The sequence below is a fragment of the Arthrobacter rhizophilus genome (assembly GCF_026241105.1).
Taxonomy (GTDB): Bacteria; Actinomycetota; Actinomycetes; order Actinomycetales; family Micrococcaceae; genus Arthrobacter.
Genome location: NZ_JAPFFT010000039.1, coordinates 1 through 20850, shown reverse-complemented (window position 1 = coordinate 20850; position 20850 = coordinate 1). Strand labels below are relative to the sequence as shown.

The following is a 20850-nucleotide window of genomic DNA, read 5'->3' as shown; positions in this document are numbered from 1 at the left end:
GGACCCTTCCTTCGTACGGATCGTGCCTCAGGCGGCCAGGACGTAGTGCTTGACCTCGACGTCGGCGCTGCCGGCACCGAAGCCGGCGAACATCGCCAGGTGGTCGGCTCCCAGGTAAATGTCCTTCTTCTCCTGAAAGTAGGCCTCGTCATACCATGCCACGCCAAAGCGTACCGTCGCGCCGGGCTTGCCCTTTTCCGTTTCCTTCCAGACCATCACCCAGTCGTACATTTGCGGGACGTCGGCCAGTCGCTGGTCCGAGAGATCCAGTCCCCGCAGGCACTTTTCCACGGCGGCGTCGGAATTCAGACGGATGGCGACTTCGGACTGGGTCACGGCCTCACGTCCGCGGCGGCGTTCCTGGATTGAGCCGCCGAGAGCGACGAGCTCGAGCGTGGTGGCACTCTTCGTTTTAGACATCGAACAAACCCCAATCGTTTTAATGACAAAGTTGTAATACCGGTTTTCCGAATGTTTGGAATAGTCCGGCAATGACTAGTGCCATCATGGGCGCAAATGTGACGCGCCTCAGCGATCAACAATTCCCGGGCAACTCGACGCGAGCGGATCCTCGCACGCGCGGTTTGTCGGGGCGGTGCTGTCCCAAAAGGTTCTGTTGTGCTGGTACCACGAGAGGGCCACCGCCATCCGGCAATACGTCCCGGCCATCGCCAACCATCGAGGAACCAGCTACTGGCCTCTTGGGCGTAACGCCAGAATTGCTCTGGATGCGAAGACCGCTCCGGCAATACGGAGGACGACGGCGGTACGGTTGGCCTGGTCCAGAGGGTCGCCACCACCGTACTGGTAGGGCTGACCGCGCGTCGCGGCGAAGCTCGGGTTCACCGAGGAGGAACTGGAATTCACCGAGATTCCCATCAAGGACCTGCCCCTGTACAGCTCGGACTACGACGCCGATTTCCCGCCTGCAGGCCGGGCGTTGAAGGACGCGATCGCGGCGTCGGACGGCATCCTGTTCGTCTCCCCCGAGTACAACCGTTCCATCCCCGGCGCCTTGAAGAATGCCATCGACTGGGGATCCCGGCCCTGGGGAACCAACTCCTTCGCCCGCAAGCCCACTGGCATCATCGGAACATCTCCAGGCAGCATCGGCACGGCCGTGATGCAGTCCTCCATGCGCAGCGTCCTGAGCTTCCTCGACGCACCGCAACTGAACGCCCCGGAGGCCTACATCAAGTTCGATCCGGCGTCCTACAACGAGGACGGATCCGTCCGGGATGAAGGAACCGCGTCGCTGCTGCGCCACTACATGGAGGAGTACAGCGCGTTCGTCCAACGCGTCCTGGCCGCCAACGCTCCCGGGCACATTGGCGACGAACACCCGGACGGCGCCAAGCTGACGCGGTGATGTTGGCTTTGCCACTGGGAACACCGCGCCGCAGCCGAGCCCGGCTCCACCCGTGTGGTAATTTTCGCGAAGATCAGTAGCGGCTTGCCCATCACCGGGAGCCATGTCTTTCGAGGATTCCATGGTTTCTTTGCGTGCGCGGCTAAGGCGGGGCGCCACTGGCGTGGCTGCGGCATTGGGTGTCCTGGTTGTGATGTCCGGGCTGGCGGCCCCCGGCGCCGGGGCTGCCGTTATTGGCGGTTCCGCGATAACGCCGGCCGCCGTCGTGGGAACCTCGGCGAGGCCGACGGCGGCGGGCGCCTTCATTCCAATCGCACCTGCCCGGCTCCTGGACACGCGCAACAGCACGCCCGCGGGCCCTGACTCTGCCGTTTCCTTCCAGGTGGGCGGCGTCAACGGGATCCCCGACTCGGTTTCAGCGGTCACCTTCAACCTCACGGTCACCGGCCCGCAGTCGTACGGTTTCATCACCGCCTACGCCTCAGGAACCGACCGGCCAAACTCCTCCAACGTGAACTTCGCGAGCGGCCAGACTGTGCCGAACTCCGTTACCGTCCGGGTTGGCTCCGACGGCAAAGTCGCCCTGTTCAACCGGTCCCCCGGCAACACCCACCTCATCGCGGACGTCTCCGGCTACTATCTCCCCGGCACGCCGACGGTACCCGGCGCGTTCGTCCCGGTGGTCCCGGCCAGGCTCTTGGACACCCGACCCAGCGCACCTGCGGGCCCGGACGGCACGGTGTCATTCCAGGTAGGCGGGGTGGGCGGGATCCCGGCAACAGTCTCCGCAGTGACCTTCAACCTGACCGTCGCGAACCCCACCTCGTTCGGGTTCATCGCGGCCTACGCTTCCGGAACTGAACGCCCAAACTCCTCCAACATCAACTTCGCCGCAGACCAGACGGTTCCAAACTCCGTCACCGTTCCCGTCGGCGTCGACGGCAAAGTCACCCTCTTCAACCGCTCCGCAGGCGCCACCCAGCTGATCGCCGACGTCGCGGGCTACTACCTCACCGGTGCCCCGAGCACGCCCGGCGTGTTCGTCCCGGTGACCCCGGCCAGGCTCCTCGATACGCGCCCCGGCACGCCAGCAGGCCCGGATGGGACAGTGTCCTTCCGGGTCGGTGGCGTGAACGGAATTCCCGCCAATGCCGCGGCGGCCGTGTTCAACCTCACCGTCACCGGCCCGCAGTCGTACGGTTTCATCACCGCCTACGCCTCGGGAACCACACGGCCGAACGCCTCCAACGTGAACTTCGCCGGCGGCCAGACTATCCCGGGCTCCGTCACCGTACCGGTTGGTTCCGACGGCAAAATCACCCTCTTCAACCGCTCCGCAGGCGCCACCCAGCTGATTGCCGACGTCGCGGGCTACTTCCTCGCCGGAACGTCAACCAGTTCCGCCCTCACGTGGGGCGACAACCAGTCCAGCCAGCTCGGCAACGGCACCACACCCTACCTCGCGACTGCGGCGGCCATCGCAGGCCTCTCCGGAGTTAAGTCCTTCGCCGGGGACGGGTCCACGAGTTTCGCGCTGCTGGGTGATGGAACAGTCCGGGCCTGGGGCCTCAACAGCCGGGGGCAGCTCGGCAACGGGACCACTTTGGACAGCAGCACCCCTGCTCAAGTCCCAGGCCTCACCGGAGTCACGTCGATAACCAGCAATGGGGGCACTGCGTATGCGCTTCTGAACGATGGAACCGTCCGCGCGTGGGGCGATGGTGCGTCCGGCCAGCTCGGCAGCGGGATCACCTCCAGCAGCACGCCGCTCCAGGTCCAGGGCCTCACGGGCGTCACCTCCATCACAGCCACCTACTATGGAGCCTTCGCCTTGCTAAGTGACGGAACTGTCCGTTCCTGGGGCGCCAACTTTGTGGGTCAGCTCGGCAATGGCACTACCGGCAGCGGCAGTGGATCCCCGGTCCAAGTTATGGGCCTCACCGGCGTCACCTCCATCACGGCCAGCGACTTCAGCGCCTATGCACTGTTGGCTGACGGAACCGTCCGCGCCTGGGGCGACAATTCGAACGGGCAGCTTGGCACCGGAAATTCCGCCAACGTCAGCAACACCCCTGCCCAAGTTCAAGGGCTCACCGGCGTCACCTCGATCGCCGCCAGCAACTCCAGCGCCTACGCCCTGCTGTCCGACAGAACCGTGCGTTCTTGGGGCGCCAACGCGAGCGGCCAGCTCGGCAACGGGACAACATCGGATGGCTACACCCCGGTCCGGGTCCAGGGCCTCAGCAACGTCACGTCCATGACGGCCAGCGCAGGCACCGCATACGCGGTCTTGGGCGACGGCACCGCTCGCGCTTGGGGCTCCAACCAGTCCGGACAGCTTGGCAACGGCACCGCCACCAACAGCAGCATCCCCGTCCAGGTTCAAGGCCTCGCCGGAGCCGCCTCCATCACGGCCGACAAAGGGGATTCCAACAACACGGTGGCTTACGCCGTGCTGCGCGACGGGACTGTTCGAAGCTGGGGACTCAACCAATCCGGCCAACTCGGTAATGGCACCATCACCAGCAGCAACGCCCCCGGCCAAGTCGCCGGTCTTAGCGGAGTCGGTTCGGTTACGGCCGGCAGAGGGGCCGCGTTCGCCTTGCTTGCGGACGGAACCATCCGCGCCTGGGGCGACAACTATAACCACCAACTCGGCGTCACTGGCACAACCTCCTTCAGCAGCACGCCGGTCGGCATCCAGGGCCTCGCCGGGGTGTTCGCTGGAGCTCAGGGCGCGAGTACCAAGTACGCCGCGCTGATCAACGGAACAGTGTGGGCCTGGGGTGGAAACGGGTTCGGCCAGCTCGGAAACGGCACCACCACCGACAGCAGCATTCCCGTCCAAGTCACTGGACTGTCAGGGGTCTTATCCCTCACCGCCAGCGGAAGTACCGCTTACGCCCTGCTTGGCGACGGAACGGTGTGGGCTTGGGGAGACAATTCGTCCGGCCAGCTCGGAAACGGCACCACCAGCAACAGCACTACGCCGGTCCAAGTCCAGGGGCTCAGCACGGCCACCTCGATCACTGCCAACGGAGGCACCGCCTACGCTGTGCTGAATGACGGGTCGGTTCGCGCCTGGGGCAGCAATCAGTCGGGGCAGTTGGGCAACGGCACCAACGCCGCCAGCAGCACCCCGGTCCAGGTCACCGGCCTCACAGGAGTCTCCTCGATCTCGGCCAGTTACGGTACGGCCTACGCTGTCCTGGCTGACGGGACCCTCCGAGCCTGGGGCTACAACGGTTATGGGCAGCTGGGAAACGGCACCAAGGCCAACAGCAATACCCCGGTCCAGGTCGCCGGCCTCAGCGGAACCGTGTCCTTCACGGCCAACGGTGGGACGGCCTACGCAGTGCTGGGCAACGGCACCGTTTGGGCTTGGGGTTTCGGGGGCTACGGCGAGATCGGCAACGGCACCACCACCAACAGCAGCACCCCGGTCCAAGTTCAAGGCCTCGCAGGAGTGACGGCCGTAGCTGCCAGTGAAATCGCGGGGTATGCCCTGCTCAACGATGGGACAGTCCGGGCCTGGGGTGCCAACTGGTATGGCCAACTCGGCAACGGCACCATCACAAACAGCAGCACCCCTGTCCAGGTCCAGGGCCTCACTGGAGTCAGCTCGATCGCGAGCAGCATCTACGACGCATTCGCCTTGCTCAGCGATGGAACGGTCCGCGCGTGGGGTTACAACGCACAGGGTCAACTCGGCAACGGCAGCACAGGTAGCAGCACCACGCCCGTTCAGGTCCAGGGCCTCGCCGGAGTGACGCGGCTCTGGCTGTAGGCGCCACCTTCGGCGCTAAAGGCTGCCGAGACTTGTTTGGGGCTCAATGCTTCGCGGCAATATCCGCTGAGATCAGTCCAGCGGTGTGCACGATCGCATGACGGACCGAGTCGATGTACGCCGCGGGCTCGGGCTGTGCTGCGACGTTTTGGGCCTGGAGCGAGACGTTGACTGCGGCCACAACTTTCCCTGCAGCGTTGCGCACGGGGGCTGCCACGGACATAAGCCCGAGTTCCAGCTCTTGGTCCAGCAGGCACCATCCTTGTGCGCGCACGCGGTTCAGCTCGGCCAGAAGTTCCTCGCGGGTCATCATGGTCCGTGGCGTCAGGGCCTTGAACTCCACCGAGGACAGGTATTCGTCCAGTTTCTGCTTCGAAAGATCGGCCAGAAGCACGCGCCCCATGGACGTGGCGTAGGCCGGGAAGCGGGTGCCCACCGAGATGCCGACCGTCATGATCCGGCGCGTGGTCACGCGGGCCACGTAGAAGATGTCCGCGCCATCCAGTACCGCGGCCGACGTCGATTCCCCCAGTTTCAGCGAAAGGTCCTCGAGGTGCGGCTGCGCGAGTTGGGGCAGGGACAACGCCGACAGGTAGGAGTAGCCAAGCTGCAGCACCATCGCCGTGAGTGCGAAGGTCTTGCCGTCGGTGCGGACATAGCCCAGCTCTACCAGGGTGTGAAGGAACCGCCGGGCCGTGGCACGCGTCAGATTGGTGCGCGCCGCCACCTCGCTGAGTGTCATGACGGGGTTGGCCGCGTCGAAAGCACGGATCACGGACAAGCCACGTGCCAGCGATTGTACGTACTGGTCACTCGCCTGGGGAGCGCCTGCCTGGGGTGCTCCGGCCACTGCTGCGTCGGTCATGGTTACCAATCCTATTGGCCCCGTTCAGAGGCCGACGACGGCGCCAGCCGCCTTCAGCGGGACCGGCACCAGCTCTTGGAGTTCTTCGAAGGTGCAGCCGAACGTCTCACGCACGCTCACGCCGTCGGGCGCTATCAGGAAGACGGCTTTGTCTGTGTACACGCGGGTCACGCAGCCCACCCCGGTGAGCGGGTAGCTGCAGGTATCGACGAGCTTGGACACGCCGTCGCGGGTCAGCAGCGTCATCATGACGAACACATCCTTGGCGCCGGTGGCCAGGTCCATCGCGCCGCCTACGGCCGGAATGGCGTCCGGTGCGCCGGTGTGCCAGTTGGCGAGGTCCCCGGTGGCTGAGACCTGGAAAGCGCCAAGCACACAGATATCCAGGTGGCCGCCGCGCATGATCGCGAAGGAATCGGCGTGGTGGAAATACGAGGCGCCGGGGAGTTCGGTGACGGGGATCTTGCCGGCGTTGATGAGGTCGCCGTCGATCTCCTCGCCCTTGGCCTCCGGTCCCATGCCGAGCATCCCGTTCTCGGTGTGGAGCGTGATGTTCTGCTCTTCCGTGAGGTAGTTGGAGACGAGCGTGGGCTGCCCGATGCCGAGGTTCACGAACGAGCCGGGCGCGATGTCCCGTGCCACGAGCCGCGCAAGGTCGTCGCGGCCCAAGGGTTTTGTTGAGGTTTGGGTGCTCATGTCAGGCCACCTTCACGATGCTGTTGACGTAGATTCCGGGGGTCACCACGTTCTCCGGATCCAGGGCGCCGGTCGGGACGATCTCCGACACCTGGACGATGGTGTGCTTTGCCGCGGCGGCCATGATGGGGCCGAAGTTCCGGGCCGTCTTGCGGTACACGAGGTTTCCCTTGCCGTCGGCCTTGAGCGCCTTGATGAGCGCGACGTCGGCATGGATGGGCGTCTCGAACACCTGCCACTTGCCGTCGAGGAGGCGCGTATGCTTCCCTTCCGCAAGCATGGTGCCGTAACCGGTGGGCGTGAAGAACCCGCCGATGCCGGCCCCGGCCGCCCGGATGCGTTCGGCCAGGTTGCCTTGCGGGACGAGTTCAAGTTCGATTTCCCCGGCCTTGTACTTGGCGTCGAAGTGCCAGGAATCGGACTGACGCGGGAAGGAGCAGATCATCTTCCGGACCCGTCCTTCCTTGATGAGCAGCGCAAGTCCTTGGTCGCCCTGGCCGGCGTTGTTGTTCACGACGGTAAGGTCGGTGGCGCCGGAATCGAGCAGCGCGTCGATCAGTTCGAACGGCTGGCCCGCGTTCCCGAAGCCGCCGATCATGACGGTGGAGCCGTCCTTGATGCCCGCGACTGCTTCGCCAACTGTGTCAATGAATTTCAGCATTGCCTTAGCCCTTCACTCCGGCAGTGACGTTCTCAAGCACCACAGCTAGGCCCTGCCCGACGCCGATGCAGATCGCCGCGACACCCCAGCGCTCTCCGGAAGCCTGAAGGCTGCGGGCCAGGGTGCCCAGGATGCGTGTGCCGGAGGCGCCCAATGGGTGCCCCATCGCGATCGCGCCGCCGTGTCGGTTCACGATGGAGGGGTCGATCCCCCACGCATCAATGCAGGCCAGGGATTGCGCGGCAAAGGCTTCGTTAAGTTCGACGGCGCCCACCTCGTCCCAGCCGATGCCCGCCTTCGCGAGGGCCTTGTTAGCCGCTTCGACCGGCGCGTAGCCGAAGAACTGGGGATCGTTCCCGTGCGCGCCGCGTCCCGCGATGCGGGCCAGCGGCTCCAGGCCCAGCAGCCCGGCGGCACTCTCGCTGCCGATCCAAGCCGCGGAGGCGCCGTCGGACAGCGGCGAAGCGTTGCCTGCCGTCACTGTTCCGCCTGTGGTCTTACCTGCGGCGGCGTCCGAAGATTCGGGACGGAATACGGTCTTGAGCCCGGCGAGCTTCTCCGCCGTCGAGCCTGCCCGGATACCCTCGTCACGGACCAACTCAGTGCCCGGAACCTGTGTCACCAACTGGTCGTAGAAGCCTTCGTCCCAAGCGGCGGCTGCGAGGTTGTGCGAGGCCGCGGCGAACTCGTCCTGCCGTTCCCGGGTGATCCCGTACTTCTCGCGCAGGCGCTCGGTGGCCTCGCCCAGGGAAATGGTCCAGTCCGTCGGCATCGCCGGGTTGACGAGGCGCCAGCCCAGGGTGGTGGAGGCCAGGGTCATGTCCCCGGCCGGGTACGGCTTGGACGTCTTGGGTAGCACCCACGGCGCGCGGCTCATGGATTCGGCGCCGCCCACGAGCACTAGCTCGGCGTCGCCGGCATTGATCTGGCGGGAGGCGATGATGGCGGCGTCCAGGGAGGAACCGCACAGTCGGTTGACCGTGGTGCCGGGGATCGACGTCGGGAGCCCGGCCAGCAGGGTGGCCATGCGGGCGATGTTGCGGTTCTCCTCGCCGGCGCCGTTGGCGTTGCCGAAGACCACCTCGTCGATCCGCTCAACATCCAGGGCCGGCGCGCGCTTCACGGCCTCGCGCACCACGTGGGTTGCGAGGTCATCCGGACGCACCCCGGCAAGGCCCGAGCCGAATTTTCCAAAAGGGGTGCGCACGGCGTCGTACACATAGGCCTGGTTCATGGGGTCTCCTCTAAGTGTCTGTAGTCCCAACTAGCTCGCAGTTAATGTCGTTATGAGGGCTCAAAACGACATCTAATGCGAGTTAGTTGGGTGGGGTGGGGGCGTTGGGGGTCTTGTCGAGCTCCGCGAAGACCTGTTGCGCGGTCTTGAATGCGGTGTTGGCGGACGGAACTCCGCAGTAGATGGCGGTCTGCAGCAGGATTTCCTTGATCTCGTCCCTGCTCAGGCCGTTGGTGATGGCGGCGCGGATGTGCATGGCCAGTTCTTCCCAGTGCCCGTGCGCCACCATGGCCGTGATGGTGACGGCCGAGCGCATCTGCCGCGTGAGGCCCGGGCGGGTCCAGATGCCGCCCCAGGCGATCCGGGTGATCATGTCCTGGAAGTCCTCGGTGAAGGAATCCTTGTTCGCGTTGGCACGATCCACGTGCGCATCGCCGAGCACTTCGCGGCGGACCACCATGCCGGCGTCGTGGATTTCCTGCGAGGTTGCGTCGCGCTGAACAGCGCCCTGCGAAGGATCGGTGCTCATTTTCCGGCCTCCTTCATGAACGTCCGCATGAGGTCCGCGACGACGGCGGGCGCCTCCGCGGGCGCCAGGTGCCCGACGCCGTCGAGCGCAATAGCGATAGCGGTGCAGCCAGCTGTATTGAATCTGGCGTTGATGCCCGCGGCAATTTCTTCAGCGAACGACGGCGGCGCAACAGTGTCCTCGACGCCGGCCAGCGCCTGCGTCGGGACGGTGATGCTGCCGAGCTCGGAGCGGACGTCGAAAGCGGCGAGCGCCTCGCAGCAAAAGGCGTAGCTGAAGCGGTCAGCGTCACGCAGTGCGTGCAGGAGGCGGCTGCTGACGACGGGCTGGCGGTCCATGAACCCGGGAGCGAACCAGCGTTGGGCTGATCCCTGGATCATCACCGCGGTGCCCTGCGCGCGAACGGTTTCGGCCCGTTCGAGCCATCCCTCGGGCGTACCGAGCTTCGCTCCGGTGCATTGCACAGACAGGCTCTTGAGCCGCTCGGCGTGTTTGATGCCCAATTGCAGCCCCGTGGCGCCGCCCAGGGAGTCTCCTGCGTAGTGGAACACGGCGCCGGGAGCGATCGAGTCCACCAAGTCCACCACCGCGTCGGCCAGTTCGGCGACGCTGAACGTTTCGGAAGCCGCGGGCGAGACGCCGTGACCAGGCAGGTCCCAGCCGATGACGTCGAAGTCGTCGCCGAGGAGGGCTGCCGTCTCGGTCCACAGCACGGTGGACGTTCCGAGCGAGGGCCCCACCACCAGGAGGGGTTTCTCCCCCAGGGGGCGCTGCGGGGACAGCAACACCGCCTTGACGTTGGGCTTAGCCACGATCGGCTCCCTTCGGATTAGTGTTGGAAAATTCCGGGTAGGCGGCGAGGATGCGGCGACTGATCTCCGCAGCCTCACCCAGGTAGTTCGCTGGGTCCAGGAGCGCCCGCAGTTCCTCGTCGGACAGCTTGCCCACTGGCACGGCCTCACGAAGGAGCTTGGTGTAGATGCGGGACTGCTCCGCAGCGGGTGCCTGGAGGGTCTCGTCGACGACGGCTTGCAGCTTGGCCTTCCCTTCGGCCCTGTCCACGCCGAGGAGCGGAGCAATGGAGGACGCCACGGCTTCGCTGAGCAGCAATGGCCCGGAGATTTCCAGGTTGCGGCGCATGGCCTCGGGGAAGACGCGGAGTCCTTCGGCAAGCTCGCGGAGCTGGATGGCGGAGCCAAGGCTCAGGCGCAGCAAGCCCCGCAGGGCAGGCCATTCGCTGTGCCAGGCACCGTCGGGGCGTTCGTCGTTGAAATTCGCTGCTGCCAGGTGCAGCTGCGCAGCCAACCCGGGAGCCTGGAGCGCGGCGCTGCGGATCAGCACGGACAACACCGGGTTCTGCTTCTGCGGCATGGCCGAGGAGACTCCGCGGCCTGCGGCAAGGGGTTCACCTAGTTCGGCAACCTCTGGCCGGCTGAGGAAAAGCAGGTCCGAGGCGATCTTGCCGAAGGAGTCCGTCAGGGAAGCCAAAGCGTCGCCGAGTGCAGTGACGGCCAGCCGGTTCGTGTGCCAAGGCGCGGGGACGGGAGCCAGGCCCAACTTCCGGGCCAGGGCATCTGCCAAGCCAAAAGGGTTCGACGGCGAGCCTTCCGTGAGCACGGCCCCGGCAGCCAGGGTGCCGCCAGCCCCGCCGAACTGCGCCGGCAGCTCCAACGACTCCAGACGGCGGGCCGCGGCAGCAACACCGTGGAACCACTGCGCCGCTTTGAGTCCGAAGGTGAACGGAAGCGCATGCTGGGTCAGGCTCCTGCCCACACACAGCGTGTCCGCATGCTGCTCCGCAAGAGCGGCGAGCGCCGTCGTCGTGCCTTTTACTTCGGCGAGAACAGCGGAAACGACCCGCCGCGCGAGCAGCATCAAGGCCGAATCCAGAACGTCCTGGCTGGTCAGCGAGGTGTGCACGGCAGCAAGTGCGCCAATGGCCCCGCCGGGATGCTCGGCGTCGAGTTGCCTGACCGTGCCCCGGAGGTCAGCGAGCAGCGGAATGACCGGGTTGGCGCCGCCCTGGGCGCGTTCGGCGATCGAAGCGGCGTCGTAGGCCCAGGACTCCGCGGCCTTCGCGACGACGGCGGCGGAACCGGCGGGCGCGAAGCCCGCCTCTTCCAGCACGGATGCCCAGGCGGCTTCGACGTCGAGGATGGCCGCGATGACCGCACGGTCACCCGTCAGCGCCGCCACGGCGGACGACGCCGAAACCGGGCTGAGCAGCCCGAAATCGCCGTCGAGGCTCATCGGGAGGCGCCTTCGAAGTCGAGAAAGACAGTCTCGTTCCCGCCTTGCAGGCGCAGATCCCAGGTGAGCCCGCCATCCGCGTCGCGTCGGGCGATGAGAGTCTGGCGACGCTCGGGATCGAGGGAGCTGAGCAGCGGATCGGCCGCGAGCGCTTCCTCGTTTTCCGGCAAGTAGATGCGGGTGAACAGGCGGTTCATGAGGCCACGGGCAAAGACGGCCACGGAGATGAACGGAGCCGCTCCTGGTTTTCCGGGGACTGGGGAGGTGGCGCCGGGGTTGACCGTCGTGAAGGTGTAAACGCCGGAGTTGCCCACCGCCGCGCGACCCCAGCCGGTGAAGGTGTAGCCGTCGCGGACCAGGGAGCCGGTGCGCTGGACCACGTTGCCTTCGGAATCGGGCTGCCAGATCTCCAGGATGGCGTCCGGGATGGCTTCGCCGGCGCCGTCGTACACGGTTCCTTGAAGGCGGATGCTTCCGGCGCTGCCCGGGGCAAGGAGTTCGTTGTCCTTATTAAAGGGGAGGGCGTAGCCGTAGAACGGGCCAACGGTCTGGCCTGGTGTCGGAATCAACTTACTCATGTGCTTACTCCTCGTCCCCGGCGTCGCCAAAGGCTTCGTTTTCGGTCCAGGTCCGCTTCGACCCGCTCAGGACAATGTCCCAGTTGTAGCCGAGGGCCCATTCGGGGCTGGTCAGATCGTGGTCGTACTTGGCCACGAGGCGGTCGCGGGCGTCTTGGTCCACGATCGACTGGTAGATGGGGTCCAGCGGGAACAACTGGTCGCCCGGGAAGTACATCTGGGTGACGATGCGCTGCGTGAAATCAGTGCCGAACATGGAAAAGTGGATGTGCGCCGGCCGCCAGGCGTTGAGGTGGTTCTTCCACGGGTAGGCGCCGGGTTTGATGGTAGTGAAGCGGTAGGAACCGTCCGGTCCGGTGATGCAGCGTCCGACGCCGGTAAAGTTCGGGTCGAGCGGGGCGGGGTGCTGGTCGCGCTTGTGGATGTAGCGGCCGGCGGCGTTGGCCTGCCAGATCTCCACGAGCTGGCCGGCAACTGGCCGGCCGTCGCCGTCGAGCACTTTGCCCTGAACGATGATCCGCTCGCCCTGGGGTTCGCCGTTGTGCTGGATGGTGAGGTCCGATTCCAGGGCGTGCACGTCCTGGTGCCCGAACGCCGGCGAGTACAGCTCGATGGTCTCCGGGTCCGCGTGGTGCAGGCTCTTGGTGGGGTGCCGCAGGATACTGCTGCGGTACGGTGCGAAGTCCAGCCGAGGCTGGGTCTCCGGCGCGGCACCGTTCTTGAGCGCCTGGGCGTACGCCTCGCCGATGGCCTTGATCTCTGCGCTGAGATCCGCTTGGGTTTCGACGGCGGCGTCCGACGGCGCGTGCGCGGCATGCGGTTCGGCCGCCGGTACGAGCTCGTCGTCTTGGTAGTGCCCGGCATTTGCGTCTAGCAGCACGGCCGGCTCCTTTCGGGTGGTTGCTTTCCTGGTTTCTGGTTGCGTTCCTGCTCAGCGGTGCACGTGGTGGGCATGAAGCGAGTCGTACTGGACGGCGTCGTATTGGACGGCGTGCCGCACGGGGGCATTGGGGGCGCCGTAGCCGTCGTAGTTGCCGCGGCGTTCCACCATTTCGAAGAACACGCTGCCCACCGTGGCGGTGTAGAAGTGCAGGAATTCACCGTTGGCGTCCCTGTCGTAGAGAAGGTTCAGTTCCTTGAGGGTGGCAAGGAAAGCAGGCTCGAGGGCGAAGCGTGCATCCAGGTCCTCGTAGTAATTGGCCGGAATCTGGAGGAACTCCAGTCCGCGCCCCTGCGCTGCCCGGGCCGCGGCCACGAGGTCATCCACCGCGAACGCGATGTGTTCCTGGTAGCTCTTGCGGGCGCCGTTGCCTTGCTGGCCGGGTTCCTGCTGAAGCACCGGAGCAAGGTTCAGCACCAGGCGCACGGCGCGGTCGGAAGTCACCATGACCTGCGAGCGCACCAGGCCGCTCGGGCTTGGAACCTCGGCGAACGGCTGCGGTTCCAGGGCCAGGGCACTCGTGTAGAAGAGGACGGCTTCGTCGAAGTGCTGCCAGGGCTGGGCGAGGTTCACGTGGTCGATTACCGCTTGCGTTCCCGCTGAAGGGTGTTCAAGGCCTTCGCCAAATTCATGCGTCCAGGCGGCTGTGCCGTCCGGGCTGCCCTGGCACAGGAAGATTTCGGTGGAGTCCGGGGCTGCGATGCCTTGGAACACTTCCTCGTCCGCTTGGACCTTGCGCGGTACCACAGGGGCCTTGAGTTGCTGGGCGCGAGCCGAGGCAATCACGGGAGAGTCGACGTCGAACCCCAAGGCCGCGATGGCGGGTTCACTGTGCGACGGCGCCTGTTCGTTGATGATGACGCGTGCCTGGCCCATGGACCACAACTGCACGTCCTTGGTCCGGTGCCGGCCGTCGAATTCGAAACCGAGCTGGCCCAGAAGCGTCTCGAGCTGTGCGGGCTCATCGGTCTTGACCTCGGCGAAGTTGAAACCGGCAGGTTCGGCCACCTTGGGCAGCGTGGCCAGTTCCATGGGATAACGACGGCGGCCTGCAGCGTTGGCGAGCGAGTCACCGCTGGCGGCACCCGCCGCTCCTCCCGCTGTTAAGGACGCAGCGTTCGCGTCGAGCCATTTGGCGCTCTGTTCCTCAAGCCAGATCAGCGAGCGCATCGCGTCGACGGCGGTGCGGGCCACATCCGATTGGCGGAATACGTCGTTGAAAATCTCCAGCGAAACCGGGCCGGAGTAGCCTGCACGGGCAACGTGGCCCATGAACTTGGCAAGCTCGAATTGTCCTTCGCCCGGGAACACGCGGTAGTGGCGGCTCCAGGACAGCACGTCCATGGAGAGTTTCGGGGCGTCGGCCACCTGGACGAAGAAGATCTTCTCGGGCTTGATGGCCTCGATGGGTGCGGTATCCCAGTCGCGGGACAGGATGTGGAAGGAGTCCAGGCAGGTGCCTAAATTCGGGTGGTCCACCGCTTCCACCAAACGGTGAGCGTGCTCGTAGTCGTTGACGTATTTGCCCCAAGCTAGGGCCTCGTATGCCACCTTGACCCCGTGGTCCCCGGCCAATTCCGCCAGGCGGCCGAGCTGCTCGGCGCGGAGGTCGTCGTCGTCGATCGTGGCAGTTCCCACGTTGGTGCAGACCAGGATGGTGTCCATGCCAAGGCGGGACATGAGCCTGAACTTGGCGTCTGCCCGGCGCAGGTTTTCCTGGAGGATCTCCTCTGAGACACTGTCGAAGTCGCGGAACGGTTGGTAGAGATCCAGGCCGAGCCCAAGGTCCGCGGCCATCTTCCGCACGTCCTCGGGGCTGAGCGGCGAGGTGACAAGGTCCTGTTCGAAGATCTCGATGCCGTCGAAGCCCGCGATGGCGCAGGCCTGCATCTTTTCCTTGAGTGTCCCGGAGAGGCAAACCGTGGCGATTCCCGTGCGCATCAGTGCCCCGCCCCGGCGAGTGCCTCGTCGGCCTTCGATGCTTCAGCCTTGGCTTCTTCGGCGCCCACCAGCTCCAGGAAATGTTCCCGCATCCGGTCCGGATCGGCGTCGCGGCCTGTGAAGAGGCGGAAGGCGTCGGCGGCCTGTCCCACGGCCATGCGTCCGCCGTCGAGCACGCGGCAGCCCTTGGCTCGGGCCTCGAGCACCAGCTGGGTCTCGATGGGGCGGTAGACGATGTCAGCCACCCAATGGCGGGGTTCCACGAGGGACATGTCCAGTGGGAGGCCTGGATGCGCAGCCATGCCCACCGGCGTGCAGTGCACCAGACCGTCGGCAAGCGGCATCAGCTGCGGCAGCTCCGCCGTCGTGCGCGCCGTGACGGTGCTGCCCGGGAACAGGTCGGCGAGTTCCGCCGCCCTTTCGGCGCAGCGCGCGGGGTCCACGTCCACAAGGTCCAGCGTCTTGACGCTCGCGGAAAGCAGGGCGTATGCGACGGCGGAGCCGGCCCCGCCCGCGCCCAGCTGGACGACGCGGTCCAAGCCGGCGTCGGGAAGGCCGCTGGCCAAAGCCGAACCGAAGCCGGAGAAGTCTGTGTTGTGGCCGACGAAGCGGCCATCCTGGATCAGAACGGTGTTCACAGCGCCGAGCCGCTGGGCGTCCTCGGAAATCTCGTCCAGGAACGGCAGAACCAGCTGCTTGCACGGATGCGTGATGTTGAGGCCGTTGTAGCCAAGCCGGGCAGCTGCCGTCAGGAGATCGCCGACGGCGGAGCCGGGCAGGGAGAGCTCCAGCAGGTCGATGGGCCGGTACAGGTAGCGCAGCCCCTGGACGTCGGCCTCCTTCTCATGCATGGGCGGCGTCAGCGAAGGCGTCACGCCTTCGCCAATAAGGCCCACCAGGAAGGATTCGGCTCGGTTGCTCATGCTCATTGCTCCTTTGACAACTGCGCCCGCGGATGGGCCTTCTCCGGAGTCCTTTGGGACGTGCTGAGTTCTCCGATGTGAGCTGCTCCGCTGGGCGGTATGAATCAGACTACACAAAATGTTCACATATTGCACTAGTGTTCTTATCGCGAACAAAAGTGGCTGACGCCGGACTCTTATCGCTGCGGCAGGCGGTCGGCAAGCTCGGACGCCGCACTCTTCAGCAGGGGAACGACGGCCACGAGCTGCTCCACGCTCATCCGGAAAACAGGGACCGCCGTGGCTAGGGATGCGAAGGCAACACCTTGGGAGTTGAGCACGGGGACGGCGACAGCGCGCATGCCCACCTCGTTCTCCTCGTCCATGATCGCGTAGCCCTGGCGTCGGACCTTTTCGATTTCCAGGCGGAAGGCGTCGCGATCTGTGATCGAGAATTCCGTCAGCGGCTCCAGCTCGAGCTCTTCCACCAGCTGCTGCCGCTCGCCGTCGTCCGCGAAGGCAACCAGTGCCTTGCCTACTGCCGTGGTGTGCAGCATTCCAAGATGCCCCGGATCGCTGGTGACTCGGAACATTTGGGGGCCGTCCACCTTGTTGACCGTGAGGTGGTGATGGCCATCACGGACGGAAAGGATGGTGGCCTCGCCGGTCCCCTCCGTGACGCGCTGCAAGATGGGCCGCGCGGTACCCGCAAAGCCGTGGTGATTGGACACCCGCTGCCCGAGCTGGAAGACACGAAGGCCCAGGTGGTAGCGGCGCCCATCGGGCTCATAGTCCACAAAACCGTCGCGAGTCAGGGATCCGAGCAGCCGGTAAGTAGTGCTGAACGGCAGCTCCGCCTGGCGGGCGAGCTCGGAGGCGCTGGCCCCTTTCGGCTCATTGCCCAGCAATACGAGGAGGCCCAGGGCCTTGCCGATCATGTCGGTCTTTGTGTCTTCCTTCACATTCATATCTAAAGATTGCCACATCGTGAGAGCTATATCTAGATGGTGAGTAAATATCTTGACAAGTGACTGCGCTCACAGTCATCATTGCTATATCGCACAAGTAGCTCTCACAATGTGGCTATAGTGTGAGGCCGCTGCCGGACCCACATCAGCGTTCCAAGTAAGCAATTTCAGCCAGATGCGACATCGCCGTCACACAAAGGAACATCATGAGTCACACCATCCCGTCTACGACGCCGGGCACCGCCGCCACGGCGGGGACGCCAAAGAAGGCCGCCCTCGCGAGCTTCCTCGGCAGCGCAGTCGAGTACTACGACTTCTTCATCTTCGGTTCGGCCGCGGCCTTGATCTTCCCGCACGTCTTCTTCCCCAGCGCGGACGCCAACGCCGCCATCATGTCCTTCGCGACATTCGGCTTCGCCTACATAGCAAGGCCCGTTGGAGCCATCATCCTGGGCCACTTCGGCGACCGCATCGGCCGCCAGCGGGTGCTGATGTTCACGCTGGTACTCATGGGCGGTGCGACGTTCATCATTGGCTGCCTCCCCGATTTCAAGGCCGTTGGCTGGTGGGCTCCGGCCCTGCTGGTCTTCGCGCGCCTTTGCCAAGGTCTTTCGGCTGCCGGCGAGCAAGCCGGCGCTTCGTCCATGACGCTGGAACACGCACCGGACAACCGCCGTTCCTTCTTCACGTCCTGGACCCTCACGGGAACCCAGGGTGGCCAGATCCTCGCAGCATTGGTCTTCATCCCCGTCGTCGCCCTCCCGGACGAGATCAAATACGGCATCGGCTGGCGCATCCCGTTCTGGCTCAGCGCTGTGGTGGTTCTGGTTGCCTTCTTCATCCGACGCACCCTGCACGAGCCGCCGGCATTCGCCGAAGCCAAGAAGAACAACCAGATCGCCAAGCTCCCAGTGGCCGACCTCCTCAGGCTGCACTGGGCCGATGTCCTGCGCGTTATCTGCTGCGCCTTCATCTCGGCCGTGAGCACCGTCTTCGGCACCCTGGCCATTGCGTACGCCAAGGACGTGGCCCACGTCAACAGCACCATCACGCTATGGCTCGTCGTCGCTGCCAACATCGTGGCCCTTGGCACCCAGCCGGTCTTCGGCAATCTGGCTGACCGGATCGGCCGCAAGCCCGTATTCATCTACGGCGCCATTGCCAGCGCCATCATGACGCCGGTGTTCCTCCTGACGCTCGAATCCGGAAACGTGCCGCTCATGTTCCTGGTGTCCGTGGTGTACTTCGCCCTCGGATACGCCGCCGCCAACGCCGTGTGGCCTTCCTTCTACGGCGAAATGTTCAGCACCAAGGTCCGCTTCTCCGGCTTGGCCATCGGTACGCAGATCGGCTTCCTCATGGCAGGCTTCGCTCCGACCATCGTCACCGCAATGGGCGGCACCAAGGCCGGCGGCTGGATCCAGATCAGCATCTTCACCGGAGTCATCTGCATCATCGCAGCGGTCTCCGCGATGACGGCCCGGGAATCCTTCAAGACCCCGACGGCGGAGCTCGGCCTGAGGTAACTTCTCCCCCGCTCTAACCCCATCCATTGTTCCGTACCCGTCGTTTTGAGCCCTCAGAACGGCAGGTACGGAGCAATGGATTTTTTTGCTAACGGAAGTCTTACCCACGGCTAACCCGCACGAAACCACCCTGCAACATTGGCCCGCCACACTGGAATAGCCGGCAAACGCTGGCAGCTCCAGCCAGGGAGGCCACCATGTTGAAGGAAGTATCAACCCGCCCCACAAGAATCCGCGCACTTGACCAGCTGCACCGCGGCGACCAGATCGAAGCCCGCCTCTCCGTCGGACCCTCCTACGATGACGTTGTCATCCGCAGGGGAAGCGTCCAAGAGACGGCCCCGGGAATCGGCGTCGTCTGGATCATGGATCAGCTGACTGGCCTGCGCAAGGCCATCAATACCGACGAATGTACAGTCTGGCGAGTGGCCTGATCCTGGCCCCGAACCGCTCAGCCGCCAGCCACGGACTGGATGATCAAGACCTCCTGGCCGGCCGCAACCTCAGTATCCAGACCTTTCAGGCGCCGGACCTCCTCGCCATTCACGTAAATATTCACGTAGCGGCGGAGGGACCCGGTTTCGTCCCGGAGCCTCCGGGCCAGCACCGGGTAGTCCCCGGTCACAGCATCAAGCAAGCTTTCCACGGTCACAGCTCCGTTGGCGGGCGTAGTCAGGTAGGACTGCCCGCCGGCGAGTGGCTGGAGAACGCTGGGCAAAACCACGGTGATGTCGGACAAGTTCCGTCCTAAGCCGGCAGACCGGATGCCGTAGGGGCAGCGGCCAATTCGGCGAGATCGCCGGAGACAACGGCCGCCCGGACGCACAACACGTCGGGCAGATGCGAGGCAACCTCAATGAAGGACTCGCCCTCGTCAGCGCTGGCGTAGACCGAACCGCCGCGTGTTCCGAAGTACACCCCGACAGGTTCAGCTGAATCCACCGCGGCCGCGTCACGGAGCACCGCGTTGTATTCGTGGTCCGGGAGTCCCACATCCAAGCGTTTCCAGGTATTCCCGGCGTCGTCCGTGCGGTGCACCGCGAGATGGCCATCCGGCGGAATCCGCTCGCTATCTGCCTTGATCGGAACAACCCACGCGGTTCCTTCGCGGCGGGGGTGGGTGAGCATCACGAAGCCGAAATCGGCGGGCAGCCCTTCCGCAATCGAAATCCAGTTCTCGCCGTTGTCATCCGTGCGGTACACGCCGTGGTGGTTCTGCGCATACAGACGGCCCTCGACGGCGGCATCCGCGGCGATCTTGTGCACGCACTGGCCGAACTCCGGGTAAGGATCCGGCATGAAGCGTACCTGGATCCCCTTGTTGCGGGCTTCCCAGGAGGCTCCGCCGTCGAGCGATCTGTAGACCCCGCCAGTGCTCATGGCAACGTGGACGTTCTCCCCGGAGGGGTTGACCACGATTGAGTGAGCGGCAGCGCCGCCGTAACCCGCTCCCCATTCGCTGCGGTGCGGATGGTCCCACAGGCCACGGTTCAGCTCGAAGTGCTCGCCGCCGTCGGTGGATTTCCAGACGGAGATCGGTTCGCAACCGGCCCACACGACGCCGGGCCGGGACGCGGAGTCCGGGTAGATCTGCCAGATCCGCTCCAGTGCGGCATCGGTGCCCTCTGGGAATTTGATGGCGCCTTGTTCGGGCTCAGTCCACGTTGCGCCTAGGTCGTCGGAGTGGGCCACGGTGGGACCCCAGTGTTCGGAGCGGACGCCCACCATGATCCGGGGATTGTCCCCGCGCGTATCAATCCCGATGCTGGGGATCTCGCTCATGAGGAAGTGCGGACCGGAAAGGGACCATTCCTTGCGGTCTGTGCTGCGTGCCAGCCACAATCCTTTTTTGGTCCCGATCGCCAAGACATAACTCTCTGCGGTAGCCATGAACCCCATGCAACCATCCCCGCGCGGGAGCCGCAACGGTTTTGCGAACCGGTCTAGGAAATCGGCTCAGTCCACGAACTCCGACTGCGTCTCAATAAAGTCCCAGTCGGCATCGGTCAACCCGCCAGCCAGCTCCTCAAGACGCGGCCCACCGACTTCGGCAATGCGTTGCAGAACCTCCAGTGGAAGCTCGGCAGCCCGCAGGTTCTCCCGCAACCATTCCTTGCTCTTGAGGTCAATGTCCAGCCACCACATGAAGATCTCCACGTGGACCACCCCTTCCTGTGCAAGTTAACGCTAGGCCTGCGGAAGGTGCTCTACAAGGGGCGGAGGGCCTGATCAAACGCCGGATCCGGCCCTAATTTCGGGCCTGGAACTGGCCCGGAAAAAGTAAAGTGAAAGTAGTTATTCAGATTGGTAGCGGAGGGCCGTTGGGGCACGTAAGCTAATTGTCAGCAGGAACCCAAGAACCTGCTCCAAAGTCCGCTCCGGAGTGCGTATCCCCCAATAACGCACTCCGGAGCTCTTTGTTTAAGCGACCTCGGCGATGCGCAAATTACCAGGGGACGCCCAAAATCCCTGGCGCCCCCGGAATTCCGGGGGCGCCAGGGATTTTGCGTGTCGCTCAGCTCTTAGACCGAAGTTACGTCGGCCTCTTGTCTGGATTCGTTGAGTTTCCGGGCAGGAGGCCTTCTTTCGGTCGGAAGATGTAGA

At 64.9% G+C, this 20850-nt stretch carries 20 protein-coding genes and 1 pseudogene; 4 read left to right on the top strand and 17 right to left on the bottom strand.

Features of this window, described 5'->3' with window-relative positions; genetic code table 11:
* Positions 1 to 27: 27 nt before the first annotated feature.
* Both OOZ51_RS20305 and OOZ51_RS20300 read right to left on the bottom strand, forming a co-directional pair.
* Positions 28 to 420 carry a hypothetical protein gene (locus OOZ51_RS20305; protein WP_265981631.1) on the bottom strand — a complete coding sequence of 131 codons (393 nt, stop codon included), beginning with the start codon at positions 418 to 420 and terminating at the stop codon, positions 28 to 30.
* A 270-nt stretch (positions 421 to 690) separates the two neighbouring features.
* Entirely contained in the window at positions 691 to 867 is a 177-nt protein-coding gene (locus OOZ51_RS20300; protein WP_265981629.1) for a hypothetical protein, read from the bottom strand.
* Between OOZ51_RS20300 and OOZ51_RS20295 the strand changes: the two are divergent.
* Together OOZ51_RS20295 and OOZ51_RS20290 are read left to right on the top strand one after the other, a co-directional pair.
* Positions 851 to 1369 (top strand): annotated as a pseudogene (locus OOZ51_RS20295) (NADPH-dependent FMN reductase); the annotation flags it as partial. The gene OOZ51_RS20300 and the pseudogene OOZ51_RS20295 sit on opposite strands and share 17 nt — an antisense overlap.
* 103 nt (positions 1370 to 1472) lie before the next feature.
* The gene (locus OOZ51_RS20290; RefSeq protein WP_265981627.1) at positions 1473 to 5156 is read left to right on the top strand and encodes an RCC1-like domain-containing protein; all 3684 of its coding nucleotides are present in this window, start codon (positions 1473 to 1475) and stop codon (positions 5154 to 5156) included.
* Between the two features lie 43 nt (positions 5157 to 5199).
* Here the strand turns inward: OOZ51_RS20290 and OOZ51_RS20285 are convergent, their stop codons facing one another.
* The 12 genes from OOZ51_RS20285 to OOZ51_RS20230 all read right to left on the bottom strand — a co-directional run bounded on the left by OOZ51_RS20285 (position 5200) and on the right by OOZ51_RS20230 (position 16720).
* Entirely contained in the window at positions 5200 to 6021 is an 822-nt protein-coding gene (locus tag OOZ51_RS20285) for an IclR family transcriptional regulator domain-containing protein (protein ID WP_265981624.1), read from the bottom strand.
* A 24-nt stretch (positions 6022 to 6045) separates the two neighbouring features.
* The gene (locus OOZ51_RS20280) at positions 6046 to 6717 is read right to left on the bottom strand and encodes a 3-oxoacid CoA-transferase subunit B (RefSeq protein ID WP_265981622.1); all 672 of its coding nucleotides are present in this window, start codon (positions 6715 to 6717) and stop codon (positions 6046 to 6048) included.
* A gap of 1 nt (position 6718) precedes the next feature.
* Positions 6719 to 7378, bottom strand: coding sequence for a 3-oxoacid CoA-transferase subunit A (locus OOZ51_RS20275; protein WP_265981620.1), 660 nt, complete (start codon positions 7376 to 7378; stop codon positions 6719 to 6721).
* 4 nt (positions 7379 to 7382) lie between these two features.
* The gene (locus OOZ51_RS20270) at positions 7383 to 8612 is read right to left on the bottom strand and encodes a thiolase family protein (RefSeq protein WP_265981617.1); all 1230 of its coding nucleotides are present in this window, start codon (positions 8610 to 8612) and stop codon (positions 7383 to 7385) included.
* Positions 8613 to 8694: 82 nt separating this feature from the next.
* Positions 8695 to 9141: a 4-carboxymuconolactone decarboxylase gene (gene pcaC / locus OOZ51_RS20265; RefSeq protein WP_265981615.1), complete on the bottom strand. Its 447-nt coding sequence runs from the start codon at positions 9139 to 9141 to the stop codon at positions 8695 to 8697.
* A complete protein-coding gene (locus OOZ51_RS20260; RefSeq protein WP_265981613.1) occupies positions 9138 to 9953 on the bottom strand; it encodes an alpha/beta fold hydrolase in 816 nt (271 codons plus the stop codon). Before OOZ51_RS20260 ends, pcaC begins: the two co-directional genes overlap by 4 nt.
* Complete coding sequence (locus OOZ51_RS20255) at positions 9946 to 11391, bottom strand: lyase family protein (protein ID WP_265981612.1); 1446 nt, start codon at positions 11389 to 11391, stop codon at positions 9946 to 9948. The genes OOZ51_RS20260 and OOZ51_RS20255 overlap by 8 nt, the downstream gene beginning before the upstream one ends.
* Positions 11388 to 11969: a protocatechuate 3,4-dioxygenase subunit alpha gene (gene pcaG / locus OOZ51_RS20250; RefSeq protein WP_265981610.1), complete on the bottom strand. Its 582-nt coding sequence runs from the start codon at positions 11967 to 11969 to the stop codon at positions 11388 to 11390. Before pcaG ends, OOZ51_RS20255 begins: the two co-directional genes overlap by 4 nt.
* 4 nt (positions 11970 to 11973) lie before the next feature.
* Complete coding sequence (gene pcaH, locus OOZ51_RS20245) at positions 11974 to 12846, bottom strand: protocatechuate 3,4-dioxygenase subunit beta (RefSeq protein WP_265981640.1); 873 nt, start codon at positions 12844 to 12846, stop codon at positions 11974 to 11976.
* Positions 12847 to 12900: 54 nt separating this feature from the next.
* A complete protein-coding gene (locus OOZ51_RS20240; protein ID WP_265981609.1) occupies positions 12901 to 14850 on the bottom strand; it encodes a bifunctional sugar phosphate isomerase/epimerase/4-hydroxyphenylpyruvate dioxygenase family protein in 1950 nt (649 codons plus the stop codon).
* Complete coding sequence (locus OOZ51_RS20235) at positions 14850 to 15773, bottom strand: shikimate dehydrogenase (protein WP_265981607.1); 924 nt, start codon at positions 15771 to 15773, stop codon at positions 14850 to 14852. Before OOZ51_RS20235 ends, OOZ51_RS20240 begins: the two co-directional genes overlap by 1 nt.
* A gap of 176 nt (positions 15774 to 15949) precedes the next feature.
* A complete protein-coding gene (locus OOZ51_RS20230; RefSeq protein WP_265981605.1) occupies positions 15950 to 16720 on the bottom strand; it encodes an IclR family transcriptional regulator in 771 nt (256 codons plus the stop codon).
* Between the two features lie 206 nt (positions 16721 to 16926).
* Between OOZ51_RS20230 and OOZ51_RS20225 the strand changes: the two genes are divergently transcribed.
* The gene (locus OOZ51_RS20225) at positions 16927 to 18246 is read left to right on the top strand and encodes an MFS transporter (RefSeq protein WP_265981604.1); all 1320 of its coding nucleotides are present in this window, start codon (positions 16927 to 16929) and stop codon (positions 18244 to 18246) included.
* Positions 18247 to 18443: 197 nt separating this feature from the next.
* Positions 18444 to 18680, top strand: coding sequence for a hypothetical protein (locus OOZ51_RS20220; RefSeq protein WP_265981603.1), 237 nt, complete (start codon positions 18444 to 18446; stop codon positions 18678 to 18680).
* A 17-nt stretch (positions 18681 to 18697) separates the two neighbouring features.
* Here OOZ51_RS20220 and OOZ51_RS20215 read toward each other — a convergent pair whose 3' ends face one another.
* The 3 genes from OOZ51_RS20215 to OOZ51_RS20205 are packed head-to-tail and all read right to left on the bottom strand — an operon-like array spanning position 18698 to position 20403.
* Positions 18698 to 18985: a MoaD/ThiS family protein gene (locus OOZ51_RS20215; protein WP_265981602.1), complete on the bottom strand. Its 288-nt coding sequence runs from the start codon at positions 18983 to 18985 to the stop codon at positions 18698 to 18700.
* 8 nt (positions 18986 to 18993) lie between these two features.
* A complete protein-coding gene (locus OOZ51_RS20210; protein ID WP_265981600.1) occupies positions 18994 to 20145 on the bottom strand; it encodes a WD40/YVTN/BNR-like repeat-containing protein in 1152 nt (383 codons plus the stop codon).
* A gap of 57 nt (positions 20146 to 20202) precedes the next feature.
* On the bottom strand, positions 20203 to 20403 hold the full coding sequence (locus OOZ51_RS20205) for a hypothetical protein (protein ID WP_265981599.1): 201 nt from the start codon (positions 20401 to 20403) through the stop codon (positions 20203 to 20205).
* Between the last annotated feature and the right edge of the window lie 447 nt (positions 20404 to 20850).